A 20,464-nucleotide genomic window follows, 5' to 3' on the forward strand; every position below is an offset into this window, starting at 1 on the left:
GGTGTCAGCGCTGTTGCTTAAAGCGATCGAACGTTTCGCTGTCGGGATAGGAACTCTGCGTCCCCAGCCCCATGACCGAGCAAGCGGAATACGCCACCGCCTGCTCCATGGCCTGACGAATATGGCGGTCGCGGTTCCAGTGGTGAATAAAGCAACCGATAAAGGCATCGCCGGCGCCGGTGGTGTCACGGGCCTCAACCCGTACCCCCGGCACCTGGAACTCTCCCTCCTCCCCCACGTACAGCGCACCGTGCTCGCCGAGGGTAACGATCACGTGACGGATACCGCTGGCCACCAAGCCGCGGGCAGCGGTTCGGGCCGATTCCGGCGAGTCCACCACTTCGCCTGTGATCAACGCCAGTTCCGATTCGTTGGGGATCAGGAAGTCAAGGTGCGCCAGGTGCTCACGACCCAAGCCGGCCAGGGCCGGTGCGGGGTTGAGGAGCACCGCGATACCCTGTCGGTGAGCGAATTCGATGGCGTGGTAGACCGTCTCCAGATTGATCTCCAACTGCAGCACGATCAGCGTGCAGTCACGCAGGTCGGCGGCGGCCGCCTCGATGTCCACCGGCAGCAAATGCGCATTGGCGCCCTTGACGATCAAGATGCTGTTGTGGGAATCGGCCCGGACAAAAATCGGCGCGACGCCACTGGATACGCCAGGCACGCGCTGCACATAACGGGTGTCGATACCAAAGCGCTGGAAGTTGGCCACTGTGTTGTCGGCAAACATGTCGTCGCCGACCTTGCTCAGCATCAGGACATCAGCCCCAAGCTTGGCGGCCGCCACCGCCTGGTTGGCCCCTTTGCCGCCGCAACCCATGGCAAAGCCAGGCGCTTCCAGGGTTTCCCCCTGGGCCGGCATGCGGTCGATATAGGTAATCAAATCCACCATATTGCTGCCGATGACTGCGATCTTGCTCATTGCTATTCCACCTTGTTGCGGCACGACCAGGCAGGTCACGCCGCTCTTGTGTTGTTATTTAAATAACATTAAGTGTGAATATTCAATCTTTTTTTTGCGAAGACGATTCAACCCATCTTACGAATAGGCAGGGGCAAAGGCCGGACATCAAGCGCCGGTACGCGGCCTTGAGCCGTCGCTGAAGGATGGAAATTCACGCAAAAAAAACCGGCCCACAAGGAGCCGGCCAAAAAAACGCCTGCGCTACAGGCTGAATCGATCCACAGACTGCGACAATTTGCTCGCCAAACCGGCCAGTTCATCGGTGGTCGAGGCGGTTTCACCAATCACGCGGCTGTTGTTCTGCGACATGCCGGCGATCATTTCCACCTGATGGGCGATTTCGTTGCTGGCCAGGCTCTGTTCACTGATGGTGCGCGAAATATCGTTGACCAACTCGGTGGTATTCAACGTGGCCTGGAGAATGTCGCGAATGGCCCGCTCCACCTCAGCGGTCACGGCCATGCCCTTGTCCACCTGGGAGACGCCCTCCTCCATGCTGGTCACCGCCTCGCGGGTGTTTTGCTGGATACGCCCGACCATGCTGGCAATTTCCTGGGTCGATGCGCTGGTGCGTCCCGCCAGGCTGCGCACCTCGTCGGCCACCACGGCAAAACCGCGCCCCTGCTCACCCGCACGGGCAGCCTCGATCGCGGCGTTCAAGGCAAGCAGGTTGGTCTGGTCAGCAATACCTTTGATCACCTGGATAATGCTGTAAATCGCCTCGGACTCCTTGTCCAGCGTGCGGATGACCTGGGCCGACTGCTGCGCTGAACGGGCGATGCCGTCCATATCCTTGACCACCTGGTGAATGACACGGCCACCGTCCTTGGCCAGGGTTTCAGCCTGGTTGGCCATGTCCAGGGCGCGCCCGGCGTGGCGAGTGATTTCCTCGATGCTGGCGGTCATCTCACTCGCGGCCGCCGCCATGGTGCTGGCAGCGCTACTTTGTTGCTGGCTGCTGTCGGCCACTTCATGGCAACCCTGGCTCAAGCGCTCGCTCATGCCATTGACGCCATGGGCGTTGCTGCGCACCACCTCGATCATGCCGCGCAGGTCTCGCTGCATGATGGCCAGACTGCTGATCAACAAACCGGCTTCATCCTTGCGACGCGGTTCCACAATCGGCTCGCTCAGATTGCCCCGGGCGATGCTCGCTGCGATGCGGCTGGCGGTTTGCAGTGGGCCCATGATGCTCAGGATGACCCAGCGGCCCTGGCCCAACAGCAACAGCAGGCTGGCAATCAATACCACGCCAAGGGTGAGGTTAGCGTTGCTGATGGTATGTTGCGTGCTGGCACTGGTTTTTTGCGTATGGACTTCGATCAGTTCGCTCAAGGCAGCCATCTGATCTTCCAACTGACTGAAGGCGGTATGGAAGGCATCCAATTGCCCCCGTGCGGCCTCGGGGTTATCCAGCGCCAAAGTAACGATGCGCTCGCCGGCACTGATGTAGGTGTCCAGGCTGGGTTTGATTTTTTCCAGGCTGTCCTTGATCGTCTCTACCACTGGCAGCTTGAGGTTGTCTCCAAGCACCTGGCGAAAGTGCTCGGCGTGCTCCTTCAGCGAACTGGTGACTTCATCCCTGGTGCTGGTGCTTTTACCCAGGCCCACCAGCATGGCCGACAACACATCGGCCCGCAGGGCGTCGTGCATCATGTCGGCTTCCATATGGTTACGCAGCACGGTCATGCTGACTTCATTGTCCTGTACCGCTGCCCCCATCCGGTTATTTCCCAGGTAACCGGCCACGCTCATGACCAACGCAGTGAGCAACCCGGTCGCAATCAACAACATCAAGCGCAATTTGATCGTCATGCTCGTATCCCCGTACCTGGACTGCCGGTTGGGAACCCAACCGCTTGCCCGTCCCTGCTACCGTTATCGGCCAGAGTCTCTGGTTAGTGAAGCCTAAGTTTGCGGATTTGCACCGATCCCTTAAGCTGACCGTCCTTTGCTGCGCCCCGGATCTACCAATGTCTCGAAGCATTGCCCACCTCGCCCTGCTGTTGGGCTTGATTACCGCCGTTGGCCCGTTCGCCATCGACATCTATTTGCCTGCGCTGCCGACCCTGGGCGCCAGCCTCCAGGCCTCGCCGGCCGCCGTGCAAATGAGCCTGACGGTGTTCTTCATGATCATCGGCGTGTGCCAGCTGTTCTACGGCCCGATCAGCGATGTATTCGGGCGCAAGTTGCCGATCTATGCGGGCCTGGTGATCTTTACCATCGGCAGTATCGGCTGCGCCCTGGCGCCGAATATCGAAGTGCTGATCGGCTTTCGTGCTGTGCAAGCATTCGGTGCCTGTGCGGGGATGGTGATCCCGCGGGCGATTGTTCGCGACCTGTACACCGGCCATGAAGCTGCGCGGCTGATGGCGTTGCTGATGCTGGTGATGAGTGTTTCGCCGATCCTCGCGCCCTTGGCCGGTAGCCTGGTGATTTCGATCTGGAGCTGGCGCGAAGTGTTTGCGGTGCTGGCGGTGGTGGCCGTGCTGTGCCTGGTGATGACCATTGTGCAACTGCCGGAAACCCATCCAGCCGAGCGTCGCCTGGGCAAGACCCTGGGCAATGCGTTTGGCAGCTACGGGGCGCTGCTGCGCGATCCGGTATTCACGGGGTTGTCGGTGGTCTGCGGTTTCGGCCTCGCCACCTTCTTCGTCTTTATCGGCAGTGCGCCCTTCGTGTACATCGAGTATTTCGGCCTGACCCCGACACAATTCAGCCTGTGCTTTGCCCTTAACGCGGCCTCATTCTTCGCCATGAGCCAGCTGACCGCACGCCTGAGCGCGCGTTTCGGCCTGGCGCCACTGATACGCTGGTCGGTAATGGGCGTGGCCGCGATCATGGCCCTGCTGGCGGGCACCACGCTGTGGGGGGACAGCCTGGTCTTGATGATGGGGCTGCTGTTTACCGGGTTTGGCTGCCTCGGCCTGCTGCTACCGGCGGCTGGGGTGCTGTCGCTGGAAGATCATGGCGCAGTGGCAGGTTCTGCATCGGCGCTGCTGGGCGCCATCCAGATGGTCACTGCCGCCGTCGCGATGACCCTGGTGGGGATATTCGCCGACCACACCCCGGCGCCGATGTTGATTGGCATCGCGCTGTGTGCGCTCGCCGCAATGCTCACCACGCTGTGGACCTTGCGCCGTTTGCCGGCGCACCTGGCCTCCAGCGTCCCGCCCTCCTCCTGAGGCTTGAGGTCAACCATTCGTCGGGCCTTGCGGATATCCATTACAACTATCGCCCGCCACGTAATTACTAAATCCATAGCACCTTTGGAAACCTATGGAGACTAAAATGACTGACTATCCACGCCCGCCTTTCGCCCCCCAAGCCCAAGCCGTGCCGGGTTCCCAGAAAAAAATGGATCCGTACCCCGACTGTGGCGAACAGAGCTACAAGGGCTCCGGCCGCCTGGCCAACAAGATTGCCCTGATCACGGGTGCCGACAGTGGTATTGGCCGCGCCGTTGCCATTGCCTTTGCCCGTGAAGGTGCCGATGTGGCCATCGCTTACCTGGATGAACACGACGACGCGAAGGAAACCGCGCGCTGGGTTGAAGAAGCCGGTCGCCAATGCCTGCTGCTGCCCGGCGATATCGCGCAAAAAGCCACTTGCCAGGCATTGGTGGACAAGACCGTCGAACAGTTTGGGCGTATCGACATCCTGGTCAATAACGCCGCCTTCCAGATGACCCACGAAACCTTCGAAGAAATCGAGGATGAGGAATGGGTCAAGACCTTCGATATCAACATCACCGCGATGTTTCGCATCTGCAAAGCTGCCTTGCCCCATATGAAAGCGGGCAGTTCGATCATCAATACCAGCTCGGTCAATTCGGACATGCCCAAGCCGACACTGCTGGCCTACGCCGCCACCAAGGGCGCGATTGCCAACTTTACCGGTGGCTTGGCGCAGTTGCTGGGTGACAAAGGCATCCGCGTCAACAGTGTGGCGCCGGGCCCGATCTGGACGCCGCTGATTGTCGCGACCATGACCGATGAGGACGTGAAGAACTTCGGCGGCGAAACCCCACTGGGGCGTCCAGGGCAGCCGGTGGAAGTGGCGCCGATCTATGTGTTGCTGGCTTCGGATGAGGCCAGTTATATCTCTGGGTCACGCTATGCGGTAACTGGTGGCAAGCCGATTCTCTGAACCCTCTGAAAGACCAATTGTGGGAGGGGCAAGCCCCACCCACATTTAATTTTCATTAATCCTGAGGCTACAAATCAAACCGATCCACCGCCCGCCGGCGCTCGTTGTCGTCACGCACGTCATAACTGGCGGTGGTCTGGATATTGGTGTGATGCGCGAGCTTCTGAGCAATCGACAAATCATGCTCTTCAATCACCCGTGTGATGAACGAGCGGCGGAAATCATGGGGCATGATCTTCACCCCCACCTGGTCGCCGCGCTGGCGGGCGATGTAGTAAATCGCATGTTTGGTGATGCGTTCGCGGGTGATATGGCTGCCCCGGCGAATCCGGTTGAATAGGAAGCTGTCGTCCTGTTCGCCTTCCTTGAGTTGCCCTCGACGAAATTCCAGCCAGGTCCGTAATTTGGCAAACGCCCAGTCCGGCGCGTACTTGATCAGTTCCTTGTTGCCCTTGCCGATCACCCGCAGGCTGCGTTCGTCAAAATTGATCTGTGCCAGATCAAGGTTGACCGACTCTGACTTGCGCATGCCCGAGCCATACAGCAAGCCGATGACTGCAGCGTCCCGCAAGCCCTGGGGGCGAGGGTCGGCCGCGCAGACCTCGAGCATCTCGCGGATCAAGGTGCGACGCAGGTTGCGCCCCTGGCCCAGGCGCGTACCCGGTGTGGCCTTGACCGAGCGCATCTTCAACAGGTGGTCCTGGCTGATCAAGCTCATGCGCCACGCTTCGTTCATCACTCCGCGCACGGCGTTCACATATAGCGACGAGGTATTCGGCGCATAGCCGTCCTCGCGCAACGCCGCGACCAGGGCGATCACATGATCGGGTTGCAGCAGGTGCCAGTCGATCTCTTCGAGGTTGATGTCCTCGAAGCCCAGGCGATCGGCGGCATCCTGCAGCACATAGCGCATGGTCAGTTGGCTGGAAGGTGCCAGGCGGGTGAGGTAGAGGGTCAGGGGGTTGCGGATAGACTCAGTCAAGGTAGATCAGCCTTTGGATTAAATAGATCGCTCAACCTATTGATTAGTCGATGTATTTAGTGAATTGGCGAAGGCAAAGTCTAACCCATGATCGGCATGGCTATCTACACATCCAAATGTGGGAGGGTATGGCCCCGATGAGCATAGGTCTCTACACAACTGCGATACGAAGCTGAACCCGTGGCGAGGGAGCTTGCTCCCGTGACGGCCTGACAGTCGGCGCCTATCTCCCTAACGTGCCGCGATCCAAATGTGGGAGCTGGCTTGCCTGCGAAGGCGGCCTGGCAGCGAACTGGGATGGTGGATCAGACCGCGTACATATCCGTTATTTAAGTAACGGCCACTTAGGGTTCCGCCCTGACGGCGGGTCACTTTGGAAAAGAGCCCCAAAGTAACCAAAGGGCTCTTGCCCCACCAGTAGATACCTATGCCCCGATGAGGGCGTGTCAGTGAATGCATCTGTGGCTGACCGCCGCATCGGGGGCAAGCCCCCTCCCACATTTTGAGCAGCGATTATCATTGATGAATACGGGCATCACGGCTCTGCCCCCTCCTCCTCGCCAGAAGCCTGTGGCTGGGCCAGGGACTGACTCCAGTCGGCGTCCTGCTGCCGCATCAGCGCGAACCAATGCTTGCGCATAAAAGTAAGGTAGCCGTCCGGCGCCTTGGCGAAGTCTTTCTCGTCGCCATAGCAGCCCGGCAACGGCAGTTCGGTACCCTGTTCCTTGTACTGGCTGACCAGCGCCTGCTGGGCGGTGACGCTGCAATCGGCAGGCAATGGCATACCCTGCAGCGAGCCGGCGTCCTCATCCCACCAACTGGCACCCACACGGTCAAGGCCACGCAGGCGGTATTTCTCGGACTTGCCGACGTGCATGATCAGCTTGAATTCGTTAGGGCTGACATCGCTGGTGCAGGTCCGCGAATAACCGACCGTGGCCTGGGTGTTGCCGTCGCCCAGCAGGTCGGTGACCTTAGTGGCGGCGCGGTCAAAGCGCAGCCCGGCGTCGAATTCGCAGTGTTGCACGTCGTCGTACAGCATCCAGACGCGCTTGGGACGGTCCCCTCCCAGCAGGTACTGCGCCGCGTAGACGAAGGCCGACTGAGTACCATCGTCGTCCCGCTCGCTGACCTGTTCGGCGAGTACCAACAGGTTTTTGCCTTGGCGGTCATCCCAGGTATAGGCGGCGACTTGTTTACCGCGTACTTCCACGCCTTCCGGCACCTGCTCGATGCTGGTCAGTGCGACGCCGTCATCGGCCCGCACGCTGGTGACACAGGCCACCGTCATCAACAGTCCCATCAACGCGGGCCGCAACTGGCCGCATAAAAGTTGCACGCTATTCATCCGAGTACCCTGGCAAGAGATGGCTTACTTTACCGGCACTTGAGCACCAATGCAGAGAAGATTGTTGAATAAGCCTGATCGGCCGGGCCATCGTGCCAAAATTGAACCAAACCCCCTGTCGAGCGCTCCCATCCTGCCCACGCCGCTGTACTTGTAATGCCTTAGTTACTTAGCTGAACCCTAGCTGTCTACCTGTCAAATAAACGAGTTTTTCATCCGCCTTTCATATTCGTTGCACATTTTTGCGCTTAACCTTGTAGGCAGAACTTCAGAGCAATCCGCGGTTTGTCGACTAACCTGTTGATTACGCTTTATCTTTAGCGCCGCCTTGTAATCTGCGGGCTGTAGTTTCGCCCAATAATTGCTGCTGTTTTCACGCGTCAAGTTGCTCCAGCCCGAGGTCATGAAACTTTGAAACCCTACCCTATTCATTGCGTGTCGATCGTTATCCCGGTCTACAACGAACAAGAGAGCCTGCCCGAATTGCTGCGTCGTACCACTGCAGCTTGCAAGCAACTGGCCTACGAATACGAAATCATCCTGGTGGATGACGGTAGTCGCGACGATTCGGCTCAACTGCTCGAAGACGCCGCCGCTGAAGAAGGCAGCCACGTGGTGGCGGTGATCCTCAACCGCAACTACGGCCAGCACGCTGCGATCATGGCCGGTTTCGAGCAGTGCCGCGGCGACGTGGTGATTACCCTCGACGCTGACCTGCAGAACCCTCCGGAAGAAATCCCGCGCCTGGTGGAACAAGCCGCCCTGGGCTATGACGTGGTCGCCACCGTGCGCAACAATCGGCAGGACTCCGCCTTCCGCCGCTGGCCGTCGCGGCTGATCAACCTCGCTGTGCAACGCTCTACCGGCGTGGCCATGACCGATTACGGCTGCATGTTGCGCGCTTACCGTCGCACCATCGTCGACGCCATGCTCGCCTGCCGTGAACGCAGCACCTTTATCCCGATCCTGGCCAACGGCTTTGCCCGTCACACTACGGAAATCCTCGTGCATCATGCCGAGCGGGAACACGGCGAATCCAAATACAGCGCCATGCGCCTGATCAGCCTGATGTTCGACTTGCTGACCTGCATGACCACCACGCCATTGCGCCTGCTGTCCATCGTTGGTTTCAGCCTGGCGGCGCTGGGTGTGTTGTTTGCCTTCGCACTGATCATCATGCGGCTGGCCTTCGGTGCCGACTGGGCCGGTGACGGCCTGTTCGTGTTGTTCGCCGTGCTGTTCGTGTTCACCGGTGGCCAATTCATCGGCATGGGCTTGTTGGGTGAATACCTGGGCCGCATGTACAGCGATGTACGTGCCCGCCCACGCTTCTTTATTGAAAAAGTGCTGCGCAACCAGCCGGCAGCACCGGCTCCAGTCGTCGTGGTTGACGGCCTGGTGTCTTCCCATACTTCTACTTCTTCTTCTTCGGATCAGGTCCAGTCATGAGTTCAAAAGCTGTTGTATTCGCCTACCACGATATTGGCTGCGCAGGCATTGAAGCGCTGCTCAGCGCCGGTTACGACATTGCCGCCGTGTTCACCCATGCCGATGACCCCAAGGAAAACAACTTCTACGGCTCTGTCGCCCAGCTCTGCGCCCGCAATGGCATCCCGGTACATGCACCGGAAGACGCCAACCACCCGCTGTGGATCGAGCGCATCGCCAAGCTGAACCCGGAGTACATCTTCTCCTTCTACTACCGCAACCTGCTCAGCGAACCGCTGTTGGCCACCGCCCGCAAAGGCGCGTTCAACCTGCACGGCTCGTTGCTGCCCAAATACCGTGGCCGCGCACCGGCCAACTGGGTGCTGGTCAACGGCGAAACCGAAACCGGCGTCACCCTGCACCGCATGGTCAAACGTGCCGATGCCGGCGCCATCCTGGCCCAGCAGAACGTCAGCATCGACCGCACCGATACCGGCCTGAGCCTGCACGCCAAGCTGCGTGATGCCGCCGCTACTCTGCTGCGCGATGCGCTGCCACAACTGGCCCAGGGCAAGCTGACGGAAACCGCCCAGGATGAAAGCCAAGCCACCTACTTCGGCCGCCGCACCGCCGCCGATGGCAAGCTGGACTGGAAACAACCGGCCGAAACCCTGTTCAACCTGGTTCGCGCCGTGACCCAGCCGTACCCGGGCGCCTTTTGCGCCGTTGGCGAGCACAAGCTGATCGTCTGGCAAGCCGAGGTGGCCAAGGGCAACGAAGGCCTGGCGCCAGGTCGCGTGATCAGCGTCAACCCGCTGCGTATTGCCTGCGGCGAAGACTCCCTGGTGATCCAGTTCGGCCAGCGCAATGAAAATGGCCTGTACCTGGCCGGCCCGGCCCTGGCCGATGAGCTGGGCCTGGTGGACGGTTCCGTACTGCGCGGCGCTGAGTCCGGGCGCAAGCCACGCCGTACCCGCGTGCTGATCCTGGGAGTGAACGGTTTTATCGGTAACCACCTGTCCGAGCGCCTGCTGCGTGACGACCGTTATGAGATCTACGGCCTGGACATCGGCTCCGACGCCATCGAGCGCCTGCGCAGCCACCCCAACTTCCACTACGTTGAAGGCGATATCAGCATTCACTCGGAGTGGATCGAGTACCACATCAAGAAATGCGACGTGGTCCTGCCGCTGGTGGCCATCGCCACCCCGATTGAATACACCCGTAATCCGCTGCGTGTGTTCGAGCTGGACTTCGAAGAAAACCTCAAGCTGGTGCGCTACTGCGTCAAATACAACAAGCGCGTGATTTTCCCGTCGACCTCCGAAGTCTATGGCATGTGCCAAGACCAGTATTTCGACGAAGACACCTCCAACCTGGTGGTCGGCCCGGTCAACAAGCAACGCTGGATCTACTCCGTCTCCAAGCAACTGCTGGACCGCGTGATCTGGGCCTACGGCGACAAGGGCCTGAACTTCACCCTGTTCCGCCCTTTCAACTGGATGGGTCCGCGCCTGGACCGCCTGGACTCGGCGCGTATCGGCAGCTCCCGCGCCATCACCCAGCTGATCCTCAACCTGGTGGAAGGCACGCCGATCCGCCTGTTCGACGGTGGTGAGCAAAAACGTTGCTTCACCGATATTGCCGACGGCATCGAGGCCCTGGCCCGCATCATCGATAACGACAACGATGCCTGCAACGGCCAGATCATCAACATCGGCAACCCGGAAAACGAAGCCAGCATCCGCCAGTTGGGCGAGGAGCTGCTGCGTCAGTTCGAAGCCCACCCCCTGCGCCATAACTTCCCGCCGTTTGCCGGTTTCCGCGACGTGGAAAGCAAGGTGTTCTACGGCACTGGTTACCAGGACGTTGCGCACCGCAAGCCGAGCATCGAAAACGCCAAGCGCCTGCTGAACTGGGAGCCGACCGTGCAGATGAGCGAAACCATCGGCAACACCCTGGATTTCTTCTTACGCGAGGCCATGCTTGAAATCGCCCAGTCTATTGACGAAGCCAAATAATGAAGGCGGGTCTTCGCATCGACGTCGACACCTACCGCGGCACCCGTGAAGGTGTGCCTCGGTTGCTCGAGTCCCTGGACGAAGCGGGGGTGAAAGCGACGTTCTTCTTCAGTGTCGGGCCGGACAACATGGGGCGCCACCTGTGGCGCCTGATCCGCCCGCAATTCCTGTGGAAGATGCTGCGTTCCAACGCCGCCGGCCTGTATGGCTGGGACATCCTGCTGGCCGGCACCGCGTGGCCAGGCAAGCCGATTGGCCGCGACCTGGGGCATTTGATGCGCCAGGCCAAGGCTGCCGGGCATGAAGTCGGCCTGCACGCCTGGGACCACCATGGCTGGCAGGCCAACACCGGGCGCTGGAGCGAGGCACAGTTGGTCGAGCAGATTCGCCGCGGTGTACAGACCTTGAGCGACATCCTTGGTGAGCGCGTGGATTGTTCAGCGGCCGCCGGTTGGCGTGCCGATGAGCGTGTGGTGCAAGCCAAGCAAGGCTTCAACTTTCGCTACAACAGCGATTGCCGGGGCACCAGCCTGTTTCGACCGACCTTGGCCGATGGCAGTGCGGGCACCCCACAAATTCCGGTAGACCTGCCGACCTTCGACGAGATCGTCGGGCCGGTAGTGGCTGCCAAAGACTTTAATAGCTTCATTCTTGACCGGTTCAGCGCGTCGAAGCTCAACGTCTACACGATTCACGCAGAGGTAGAAGGGATTCTGATGGCCAATGATTTTCGCCAATTGCTCGCCCAGGCAGGGCAGCGTGGCATCGAGTTCAAACCCCTGGGTGAGTTGTTGCCTGCGGATGTAGCCACCCTGCCCCAGCAACAGCTGGTGCGCGGCGCATTGAGCGGCCGCGAGGGTTGGCTCGGAGTGCAGCAAGCATGATCCGCCGCTGGGCTTTGCCCCTGCTCCTGCTGACGTTTGCTGTGGTCTATCTGCTGCCGCTGGCCACCCATGGCCTGTGGATTCCGGATGAAACCCGTTATGCGCAGATCAGCCAGGAAATGCTGCTGACCGGCAAATGGGCGTCACCGCACTTCATGGGCATCCGCTACTTCGAAAAACCCGCCGCAGGCTACTGGATGATCGCGCTGGGCCAGGCGCTCTTCGGGCAAAACCTGTTCGGCGTACGGTTTGCCTCGGCCTTGAGCACCGGCTTGAGCATCCTGCTGGCCTACCTGGTCTCTCGCCGGCTGTGGAACGACCCGCAAAAAAGCCTGGTCAGCACCGTTCTGTACATGAGTTTCGTCAGTGTCGCGGCGCTCGGCGGCTATGCCAACCTGGACCCGCAGTTCACCTTCTGGGTCAACCTGACCGGCGTGGCGTTGTGGTTCTGCTTCGACAGCAGCACGCAGCGAGGTCGACTGTGGTCCTGGGCCCTGCTGGGTTTCGCGTGCGGCATGGGTTTCATGACCAAGGGCTTCCTGGCCTGGTTGCTGCCGGTATTGGTCGCCCTGCCCTACGCCCTCTGGCAAAAACGCTTGGGTGAATTGTTCAAGTTCGGCGTTGTGGCCGTGCTGGTGGCGATTGTGGTCAGCGTGCCGTGGGCGTTGGCCGTACACCTGCAAGAGCCGGACTACTGGCATTTCTTCTTCTGGCACGAGCATATCCAACGCTTTGCCGGTGAAGACGCCCAGCATGCCGAACCGTTCTGGTATTACCTGCCGCTGCTGGTAGCGTTCGCGCTGCCATGGGTCGCGCTGCTGCCATCTGCAGCCAAAGAGGCGTGGCTGCAAAAGCGCGTGCCAAAGACGGCGTTCCTGCTGCTCTGGCTGCTGATGCCCCTGGCGTTTTTCAGCCTGGCCAAGGGTAAGCTGCCCTCCTACATCATGCCGTGCATGTTGCCCCTGGCCCTGCTGATGGGCTCGACCCTGAGCGACAAACTGACTCAGCGCCACGGCCGCGCCCTGCGCATCAATGGCTGGTTGAACCTGGTGATCGGAGTGCTGGTCTTGCTGGCCCTCAGCTGGTTCCAGTTGAAGAAACCGGTGTACGAACCCGGCGAGGAAACCCTCAGCCTGGTGCTGGTGTTCACCTTCTTGTTCGGCTGGATCGTCGTCAATCTGCTGCAAGCGGCGCGCCCCTTGGCATTGTGGGCCGCGCCCCTGATCGGCAGTGGGTTGCTGGTGGTCCTGGTGCCCGCGGCGCTGCCCCATTCGGTGGTTTATAACAAGACCCCGGACCAGTTCATCATTGATCACCTCGAAGAGTTGCAGCCCACCGTCGCCCTGTTGAGCAATGACCTTGGCGCGGCCTCAGCGCTGTCATGGCGCCTGAAACGCCCCGATATCACGCTGTACAACACCTCGGGAGAGGTCAAGTACGGCCTGACTTATGCGGATACGGCCCCGCGCCTGGTGGACCGCAACGCGATTCAGGCATGGATGGCGCAAACCCGGCGTGCCGGCGCTGTCGGCGTGGTGATGCGGGTCAATAGCGCCGGCGAAAAGGAAGAACTCGCGCTACTGCCTGCCGATGGCAAGCGCTATGCGCAGGGCAAGATCGTGATCCTGATTTTCCCCCAGGTCGCGCCATGATCACCCTGCTGCTGTTGCTCACAGCCTGCCTGCTCACCTGCATGGGCCAGGTCGCGCAAAAGTTCGCCGTAGAAAGCTGGCGTGACGTGCCGCACGGTTGGGCGTTGAAACTGCGCTCGCCATGGTTATGGTCGGCACTGGTGTGCCTGGGCCTGGGCCTGCTGGTGTGGCTGCTGGTGTTGCAGCGCCTGGAAGTGGGCATTGCCTACCCCATGCTCAGCTTGAATTTCGTGCTGGTCACGCTGGTGGCGCGCTTTGTGTTTCACGAGCCCATCGATGGCCGTCACTGGCTGGGCGTGGCGCTGGTGATTGTCGGTGTTGCCTTGCTGGGGCGCCAGGTATGAGCCGCGTACGGGGTTTCGCCCTGGCCCTGGGCAGTGTCGGCCTGGTGAGCGGCGCCCAGTTGGGCATGCGCTGGAGCATGACGCGCCTGCCCTTGCCCGCCGAATGGCTGGCAGCCTTCACCGGCAACAGCATCGACCTCAGCGCCTTGGGCGTGGTGATCCTGGCGATCAGCGCCTATGCGCTGTCGATGCTCTGCTGGCTCGGCGCGCTGAAGGACCTGCCCCTTGGCCGCGCCTATTCGTTGCTCAGCATCAGCTACGCGCTGGTTTACCTGCTGGCCGCCAGCCTGCCGGTGTTCAACGAAGGTTTCTCGCTTTCAAAAACCCTGGGGGTGGCCTTGGTCATCCTCGGTGTACTGGTTATCAACTCTCGTCGTGCTAGCACCTCAAGTCCCAGGAATACCCCATGAAAATCAGTGTATTTGGTAGTGGTTACGTAGGTTTGGTACAGGCCACTGTACTGGCCGAAGTCGGTCACGATGTCATTTGCATGGACGTTGACAAGAGCAAGGTCGAGGCCCTGCAGAAAGGCCACGTGACCATCTTCGAACCGGGCCTGGCCGCGATGGTCAAGGACAACCTGGAAAGTGGACGCCTGCACTTTACCTACGACGAAAAACTCGCCGTCGAGCACGGTGAAGTGCTGTTCATCGCCGTGGGCACGCCGTCCGACGAGGACGGTTCGGCCGACCTCAAATACGTGCTGTCGGTGGGTGACGCCGTGTCCCGCCACCGCGTGGAGCCGGTGATCCTGGTGGAGAAGTCCACCGTGCCCGTCGGTACAGGCGACACCCTGCGCGCCCATATCGAAAAGAACCTGCATATTGCAGGCCGTCACCTGGACTTCGATATCGTCTCCAATCCGGAATTCCTCAAGGAGGGCTCGGCCGTTGCCGACTGCCGCCGTCCGGACCGCATTATCATCGGCTGCGAACGTGAGCAAGTGCGTGAGGTGATGCGCGACCTGTATGCCCCATTCAACCGCAACCACGACCGCATTATCTTTATGGACCTGCGCAGCGCCGAGCTGACCAAGTACGCCGCCAACTGCATGCTGGCCACCAAGATCAGCTTCATCAACCAGATCGCCGAGCTGGCCGAACACCTGGGCGCCGATATTGAAGCCGTGCGCCTGGGCATCGGTGCCGACTCGCGGATCGGCTACCACTTCATCTACCCGGGCTGCGGCTATGGCGGCTCATGTTTTCCCAAGGACATGCGTGCCTTGATCCACAGCGCCAAGCAAGCCAACTGCTCCAGCGACCTGCTCGAAGCCGTGGAAGCCATCAACCAGCGGCAGAAGAGCAAGCTTTTCGAGCGTATCAACGCGTTCTTCAAGGGCAACCTCAAAGGCAAGACGTTCGCCTTGTGGGGCCTGGCCTTCAAACCCAATACCGATGACATGCGCGACGCCCCCAGCCGAGTGCTGATGGAAGCCCTCTGGGCTGCCGGCGCGAATGTGCGCGCCTTCGACCCGGAAGCCATGCAGGAAACCCAGCGCATCTACGGCGATGACCCGCGGCTGATGCTGATGGGCACTCCCGAGTCCACCCTGGGCGGCGCCGACGCACTGATCGTGTGTACCGAATGGCAGCAATTCAAGGCGCCGGACTTCGACCTGATCCACCAGCGCCTGAAAACCCCGGTGATCTTCGATGGCCGCAACCTGTACGACGGTGAGCGCCTGACACGCAAAGGCTTCAAGTATTTCCCCATTGGCCGTGGCGATTCCTGCGAGTTGCCGATCCCCCAGCAAAACTGGGTGGAACAGGTCAGGGATGTCGGCTAGGTGAACAAGGCTTTCCCGTCCCTGCAAAGTGCCACGATCCGCCGCCAGTCGCTGGGGCTTGGGCTCCTGGCGCTGGTGCTGTTCATTGCCGGTAACTGGCACCAGGCAATCATCGGCTTCGATTCGCGCTTCGTGGTCTTTGCCCAGGAAATGCTGCGCCATGGCCCAAGCTTTTTCCCCACCACCTACGGTCAGCCCTATGCCGACTACCTGGCGACGTCGACCCTGCTGACCTGGCTGTTGTCGTTGCCTTTCGGCCAGGTCACCAGCCTGACGGCGTGGCTGCCCACCGCGGTCGCATCGGCGCTGATCGTGGTGCTGGTCTATCGCCTGACCGCGCCCTACTCACCGCGCTGGGGCCTGCTGAGCATTGCGATGTTGCTGCTCAGCAGCACCTTTGTCAGCGAAACCCGTTCGGTCTCCTTGGACCAGATGCTCGCTGCCGTGGCCTTGGCCGTGTTTTACCTGGGGTATGCCCATGATCACTTCGCTGCCGCCAAGCGCCTGCACTGGGTGTTTCTGCTGCTGTTGCTGGGGTTTGCCATCCGTGGGCCGATTGGCCTGGTGATCCCCACCGGCGTGCTGTGCAGCTATTACCTGATCAACCGCCAATGGCGCCAGCTGTTCAGCTTCGGCCTGCTGTCACTGGCGCTGCTGGCGGCGTGTGTCGGGCTGCTGTTGCTGCTGGCCAAGCTCAGTGGCGGCGAAGACTTCATGCATGATGTGATTCGCATGCAGTTCCTTGGGCGCATGGACGGCAGCGAAGGCTCCGGCGGCGTGCTGTATTACTTCACCAGTTCCATGGGCAACTACGCCATGGCCTATCCGCTGGCATTGCTGGCGCTGCTGGCCGTGGTGATTGGCGGCCGGCGCGGGCCGGACCCGGCTTTGAAGCTGGTGTGCTATTGCGCGGCCGCGGCTTTGCTGGTGATGCTGGGCCTGTCGGTACCCCAGGCCAAGAAGGCGCGCTATATCCTGCCGATGCTGCCGTTTGCAGCCATCATCGCCGCGTACCCTTTCCAGGTCTCCCAAGGCCGTCTCTTTGCCTGGCTACGTGGGCTGACGCTGGGTCTGTGGACGCTGCTGCCAACGCTATTGGCGATTGGCCTGGTGGTGGCGCGGCGGCGTTATCCAGAGCCGCTGGCCAGCCTCGAGCTGATCTTCGTCGTGCTCGGGCTGCTCCAGGTCCTGGCGTTGCTGGCACTGCTCAAGGCGCGACTACGCCACTACGGACCCGCCTTGGCCGCCGTGCTGGCGCTCTGGACCACCTACATCATGGTGGTTGAGCCCTTGGAACGCCGGCTGTACGACACCCGCACGTTCAGCCTTGCCGTCAAGGCCAGGGTCCTGCAACAGCCGGCCCCGCTGGTGCTGCACGCCTTGGGCAAAGACGCGAAAGCCATCAAGTTCATGGTCAATTACGATTGTGACAAGGTGCCGCTGTTTACCCAATTGCCTGTGGATTTGAAACCGATCCTGGCACCGGCCTGGGTCGTCATGAGCCAGGCAGACTTCGAAACGCTGGACGATCCACGCCTGCGTGCAATCACGCCGACGCTCACCGGCGAGTTCGACAAGACCCCTTATGTACTGCTGCATTTGGCTACCACTTCGGCGCCTTGAGTGCTTTTCCCATAGCATCGTAAGAAAGAACGCCCACTCTTCAGTCAGTGGGCGTCTTTCATTACAGGCACCAAGAAAACACCTACATCCCTTTGCGTAATGGCTGGTGCACTTTCCCTTCCTGCGCTTGGAACCCGACTGTAGACTCGCTGCCACGTGCACTAAATATCTACTACCCGATTATCAGGGGCTCATCTGCTGACAATCGGGCCAAGGCACTCCATTACAACAAGGACGCTGTAGGCTGCCCACGCGATGGCTTACTTCATTGAGAGGACAATGCCGTGCGAGAGGATCTGTTCACCGTACCTTTACCCAGACTGGATCGTTTGATGGAGTTGCGCGACGCATTGGTGGCACTCAAGGGGCCGTTGGCAGACGACCCCAAGCTGCGGGAAGACCTGCAGGCACGCCTGTTCAATGAAGAGGCAAGCATCCGTGTGCTGGGTAAGATCTGCACGGCCACGCCAACACCGGCCGGGCCGATTACCTATGGCGAAAGCGTTTGACTGCATCATTTTTGCATTTAAACCTCATTAATATGCAGTAGTGCCGAAGCCTCATCAGCGGCACACTGCAAAGGTTCCTCCCCCAAACGTTGGAACTTTCAAAGGGCTGTTCCGGGAAACCAGGCAGGCCTTTTTTTTCGCCCGCTGTTTACGGACCGTCTTTCAATGCTCGCTCGCTGGTTACCCGCTGCAATCAATACCCGCCCCTCCGAATGGAGCCGTGCCGCAATCGGCATGGCGCTGGGCACAATGTTCAGTGTCTGGGCCTGTGCCCAAGTGTTCGGCATGGAGGTTGCCCTGCACCTGCTCGGTCCGCTTGGCGCCTCGGCGGTGCTGCTGTTTGCCGTCTCATCCGGGGCCCTGGCCCAGCCGTGGTCGATCATGGGCAGTTATCTCTGCGCCGGCATCGTGGCGTTGCTGGTAGCACGGGTGCTGGGGCGTACCTTGGGCAGTGCTTGCCTGGCGGCCGGCATGACGGTGATCCTGATCTGCTGGCTGCGCTGCCTGCACCCACCGGCCGGTGGCCTGGCCATGACCCTGGTATTGGCCGACCCGGCCTCCATCGCACTGGGCTGGCACGAGCTGGCGCCGGTGATGCTCGGCGCCGGCGCCCTGCTGGCCTGTGCCCTGGCCTACAACAACGCCACGCGCACGCGTTACCCCAAAGGCCCTGTCGAACCTGCGCCGGTTTTCATCGACAGCCCCCCCGTGACCGATCCCGCTATCACCGCTGCCGATCTCAAGCTGGCGCTGGCCGAGATGGAGCAATTCTTCGATGTCGAGCCCTCGGAGCTGGAACAGTTGATACATGCCGCCGAAGTCCATGCGCGGCGACGCAGTATCGGCGAGGTGCTGGCAAGTCGTGTGGGCTGAGGCCTTATCCGCACCCCGCGACAAATGGTGCAATGCGCCGCTTGCGACCAGGCGCATGACGACTAGAGTCAACATAGCACTTGAAGTTGTCTGCAGTTCAAAAGATGTCTGGGGCCTTGCTGTACCAGTAGCGAAGACAAGGAATGTCTGGCTTTGGATCAGTAGCAGCAGTTGCCCCCATCGCTTGGGTATCTGATGCCCTCCTCGTAGTTTTCCTGCCGGCCCTCCTGCTCGGGTGTTTCGAAATGCTCATTCGAAACAGGAGAGCTTTGCCTTGAACGACCTATTCGAACAATTACTCGGTTCGCCTCTGTTCGAGCCGCGCCAACGCCATCACATGCCCCTGAAAAGCTACATGGACCTGACCATCAAGCGCATGCATGCGATCTTCGATACCGGCCTGATCAATAACGAACTGTGGATGGGCCAACCACGGCAATCGGAGTTTTCTTCGCTGTGTGAGTTGATGGGGTACGTGGGCGCCTTCGATTACGCACTCCACTCCTCGATAGTCGATCACATGATTGCCGTCGACACATTGTTCAACCATGGCTCTGCCGCACAGGTAAATCGCTATCGAGACGAAGTGATCCACCTGCGCAAGGTCTACGCCTTCGGCTGCACGGAAGTCGCAGGGGGAACCGACGTGCGCAATGTGCGAACGACGGCGACGTACAACCGGCAAAACCATAGCCTGGTGCTCGACTCCCCTTCGCCCGAGGCCTGCAAATGCTGGATAGGCAACGCCTTGCGTGCCGCCCAGGTGCTGATGGTACTTGCCCGCCTGATCGTCGACGGAGAGGATCAAGGCCACCATTGGTTCCGCGTGGTTATACGCAAGCGCGAAAATGGTCGGCTGCTCAATGGCGTGAAAATAATGACGTGTGATCCCAAGGGTGGAATCCACGCCAACCAAGTGGCGGCAATACGTTTCTGCCAGGTGAAGTTGCCCGTTGAGGCCCTACTGCAACGCCATGCGCACTTCACTGACGAGGGCACGTTCGTCAGCGACCTACCGTTACCCCTGCGTTTTATCGAGGCGCTGAAGACGTTCCTGCAAGAACGGGTAATCTTCATGGCAGGCATTCGCCACAGTGCCGGCCTGACCGCTCACCTGAGCTATCGTTTCGCCCATCACCGCCTTATCCAGGCGCCCACGGGCCAAGTGCCGTTGCTGAGCCAGCCGATGTTTCGTCAACGCCTTTACGCCATACAGCTCAAGGCGCTCGCGCTCAAATACCTGGAGCAGGCAGTGCGCAAGCGCTTCGAAGCCGACTGGGCACAGGAGGCCAAGCGCAAGGAGCTCCATGTGCTGGCCGCCTTGTGCAAGGCAGTGGGTGCATGGCAAGGGCTCGAGGTGATCGCCCTGTCTAGAGAGCTGTGTGGATCCCAGGGATTCCATCATTACAACCAGATCGTCACTCAGCGCATGGATTGTGAGGTTGCCAATACCTTTGCCGGTGACAGCTCGGTCATGGCTTATCAAGTGATCAAGAACGCCCTGGCGCGGCCACGGTTCGTCGACAGCCCGCCCGCCAACATCGCCCAGAGCGTCGAAGCGCAGATCCTCAAGCAATGTCGCAAGGCCGCCGGGTTCACCCATGCACAGGCTCTGGGGCTGGCCTATGCCAAGGCACTGGATCTGGTGATCCAGGAGGTCGAAGCGCTCGGGCTGCTGTCACCTGCGACCATCGAGGACCTGGTTGGTGAGTTCGCTGATCAACTGTATCCATGGGGGGTGCGCAAACCCCAACGGGTTGGCGTGCAGGTCAGCTCAACGCAGATCGAAGCGTTGGCTACGCAGCTCAAACCGCCCCAGGTGCTGGTCAGCGCACTGATCGATTCACCTGATTATGTCCAGCAGTTCACTCGCGCACTCTATCAGGAGCAATGAC

General features: G+C 60.5%; 17 protein-coding genes and 1 pseudogene. 13 read left to right on the plus strand and 5 right to left on the minus strand.

Going from position 1 to position 20,464, the window contains the following annotated elements:
- Positions 1-4: 4 nt before the first annotated feature.
- From rbsK to TU73_RS29585, 3 genes and pseudogenes are all read right to left on the minus strand, one after another.
- Positions 5-925, minus strand: coding sequence for a ribokinase (gene rbsK / locus TU73_RS03085; protein ID WP_057010926.1), 921 nt, complete (start codon positions 923-925; stop codon positions 5-7).
- A 243-nt stretch (positions 926-1,168) separates the two neighbouring features.
- Positions 1,169-2,032, minus strand: a complete 864-nt coding sequence (locus tag TU73_RS29580) for a methyl-accepting chemotaxis protein (protein ID WP_414860420.1) — start codon at positions 2,030-2,032, stop codon at positions 1,169-1,171.
- A pseudogene (locus TU73_RS29585) lies at positions 2,027-2,782 on the minus strand (MCP four helix bundle domain-containing protein); the annotation flags it as partial. The pseudogene TU73_RS29585 and the gene TU73_RS29580, both read right to left, overlap by 6 nt.
- Before the next feature lie 158 nt (positions 2,783-2,940).
- Here TU73_RS29585 and TU73_RS03095 point away from each other — a divergent pair.
- A complete protein-coding gene (locus tag TU73_RS03095) occupies positions 2,941-4,152 on the plus strand; it encodes a multidrug effflux MFS transporter (RefSeq protein ID WP_057010928.1) in 1,212 nt (403 codons plus the stop codon).
- 106 nt (positions 4,153-4,258) lie between these two features.
- Entirely contained in the window at positions 4,259-5,116 is an 858-nt protein-coding gene (locus tag TU73_RS03100; protein ID WP_046068117.1) for an SDR family oxidoreductase, read from the plus strand.
- A 67-nt stretch (positions 5,117-5,183) separates the two neighbouring features.
- Here TU73_RS03100 and TU73_RS03105 read toward each other — a convergent pair whose 3' ends face one another.
- Positions 5,184-6,098: a site-specific integrase gene (locus TU73_RS03105; RefSeq protein WP_057010929.1), complete on the minus strand. Its 915-nt coding sequence runs from the start codon at positions 6,096-6,098 to the stop codon at positions 5,184-5,186.
- A 535-nt stretch (positions 6,099-6,633) separates the two neighbouring features.
- Positions 6,634-7,446: a M949_RS01915 family surface polysaccharide biosynthesis protein gene (locus TU73_RS03110; RefSeq protein WP_057010930.1), complete on the minus strand. Its 813-nt coding sequence runs from the start codon at positions 7,444-7,446 to the stop codon at positions 6,634-6,636.
- 411 nt (positions 7,447-7,857) lie between these two features.
- Here TU73_RS03110 and arnC point away from each other — a divergent pair, with 411 nt between their 5' ends.
- The 11 genes from arnC to TU73_RS03160 all read left to right on the plus strand — a co-directional run bounded on the left by arnC (position 7,858) and on the right by TU73_RS03160 (position 20,463).
- Positions 7,858-8,895, plus strand: coding sequence for an undecaprenyl-phosphate 4-deoxy-4-formamido-L-arabinose transferase (gene arnC / locus TU73_RS03115; protein WP_057010931.1), 1,038 nt, complete (start codon positions 7,858-7,860; stop codon positions 8,893-8,895).
- Positions 8,892-10,895, plus strand: coding sequence for a bifunctional UDP-4-amino-4-deoxy-L-arabinose formyltransferase/UDP-glucuronic acid oxidase ArnA (arnA, locus tag TU73_RS03120; protein ID WP_057010932.1), 2,004 nt, complete (start codon positions 8,892-8,894; stop codon positions 10,893-10,895). Before arnC ends, arnA begins: the two co-directional genes overlap by 4 nt.
- Positions 10,895-11,779: a 4-deoxy-4-formamido-L-arabinose-phosphoundecaprenol deformylase gene (gene arnD / locus TU73_RS03125; protein WP_057010933.1), complete on the plus strand. Its 885-nt coding sequence runs from the start codon at positions 10,895-10,897 to the stop codon at positions 11,777-11,779. The genes arnA and arnD overlap by 1 nt, the downstream gene beginning before the upstream one ends.
- Positions 11,776-13,431, plus strand: coding sequence for a lipid IV(A) 4-amino-4-deoxy-L-arabinosyltransferase (gene arnT / locus TU73_RS03130; RefSeq protein ID WP_057010934.1), 1,656 nt, complete (start codon positions 11,776-11,778; stop codon positions 13,429-13,431). The genes arnD and arnT overlap by 4 nt, the downstream gene beginning before the upstream one ends.
- Complete coding sequence (arnE, locus tag TU73_RS03135; protein WP_057010935.1) at positions 13,428-13,775, plus strand: 4-amino-4-deoxy-L-arabinose-phosphoundecaprenol flippase subunit ArnE; 348 nt, start codon at positions 13,428-13,430, stop codon at positions 13,773-13,775. The genes arnT and arnE overlap by 4 nt, the downstream gene beginning before the upstream one ends.
- Positions 13,772-14,185, plus strand: coding sequence for a 4-amino-4-deoxy-L-arabinose-phosphoundecaprenol flippase subunit ArnF (gene arnF / locus TU73_RS03140; protein WP_057010936.1), 414 nt, complete (start codon positions 13,772-13,774; stop codon positions 14,183-14,185). The genes arnE and arnF overlap by 4 nt, the downstream gene beginning before the upstream one ends.
- Positions 14,182-15,564: a UDP-glucose dehydrogenase family protein gene (locus TU73_RS03145; protein ID WP_057010937.1), complete on the plus strand. Its 1,383-nt coding sequence runs from the start codon at positions 14,182-14,184 to the stop codon at positions 15,562-15,564. The genes arnF and TU73_RS03145 overlap by 4 nt, the downstream gene beginning before the upstream one ends.
- Complete coding sequence (locus TU73_RS03150) at positions 15,565-17,187, plus strand: ArnT family glycosyltransferase (protein WP_057010938.1); 1,623 nt, start codon at positions 15,565-15,567, stop codon at positions 17,185-17,187.
- Positions 17,188-17,507: 320 nt separating this feature from the next.
- Positions 17,508-17,696: a type VI secretion system contractile sheath small subunit gene (locus TU73_RS27985; protein ID WP_269458254.1), complete on the plus strand. Its 189-nt coding sequence runs from the start codon at positions 17,508-17,510 to the stop codon at positions 17,694-17,696.
- A gap of 165 nt (positions 17,697-17,861) precedes the next feature.
- Positions 17,862-18,569, plus strand: a complete 708-nt coding sequence (locus TU73_RS03155) for an HPP family protein (RefSeq protein WP_057010939.1) — start codon at positions 17,862-17,864, stop codon at positions 18,567-18,569.
- Positions 18,570-18,843: 274 nt separating this feature from the next.
- Positions 18,844-20,463 (plus strand): acyl-CoA dehydrogenase family protein, encoded by a 1,620-nt coding sequence (locus TU73_RS03160; protein WP_231984798.1) that lies wholly within the window; start codon positions 18,844-18,846, stop codon positions 20,461-20,463.
- The last annotated feature ends 1 nt before the right edge of the window (position 20,464 follow it).

Source organism: Pseudomonas libanensis (genome assembly GCF_001439685.1).
In the GTDB taxonomy this organism is placed as follows: domain Bacteria; phylum Pseudomonadota; class Gammaproteobacteria; order Pseudomonadales; family Pseudomonadaceae; genus Aquipseudomonas; species Aquipseudomonas libanensis.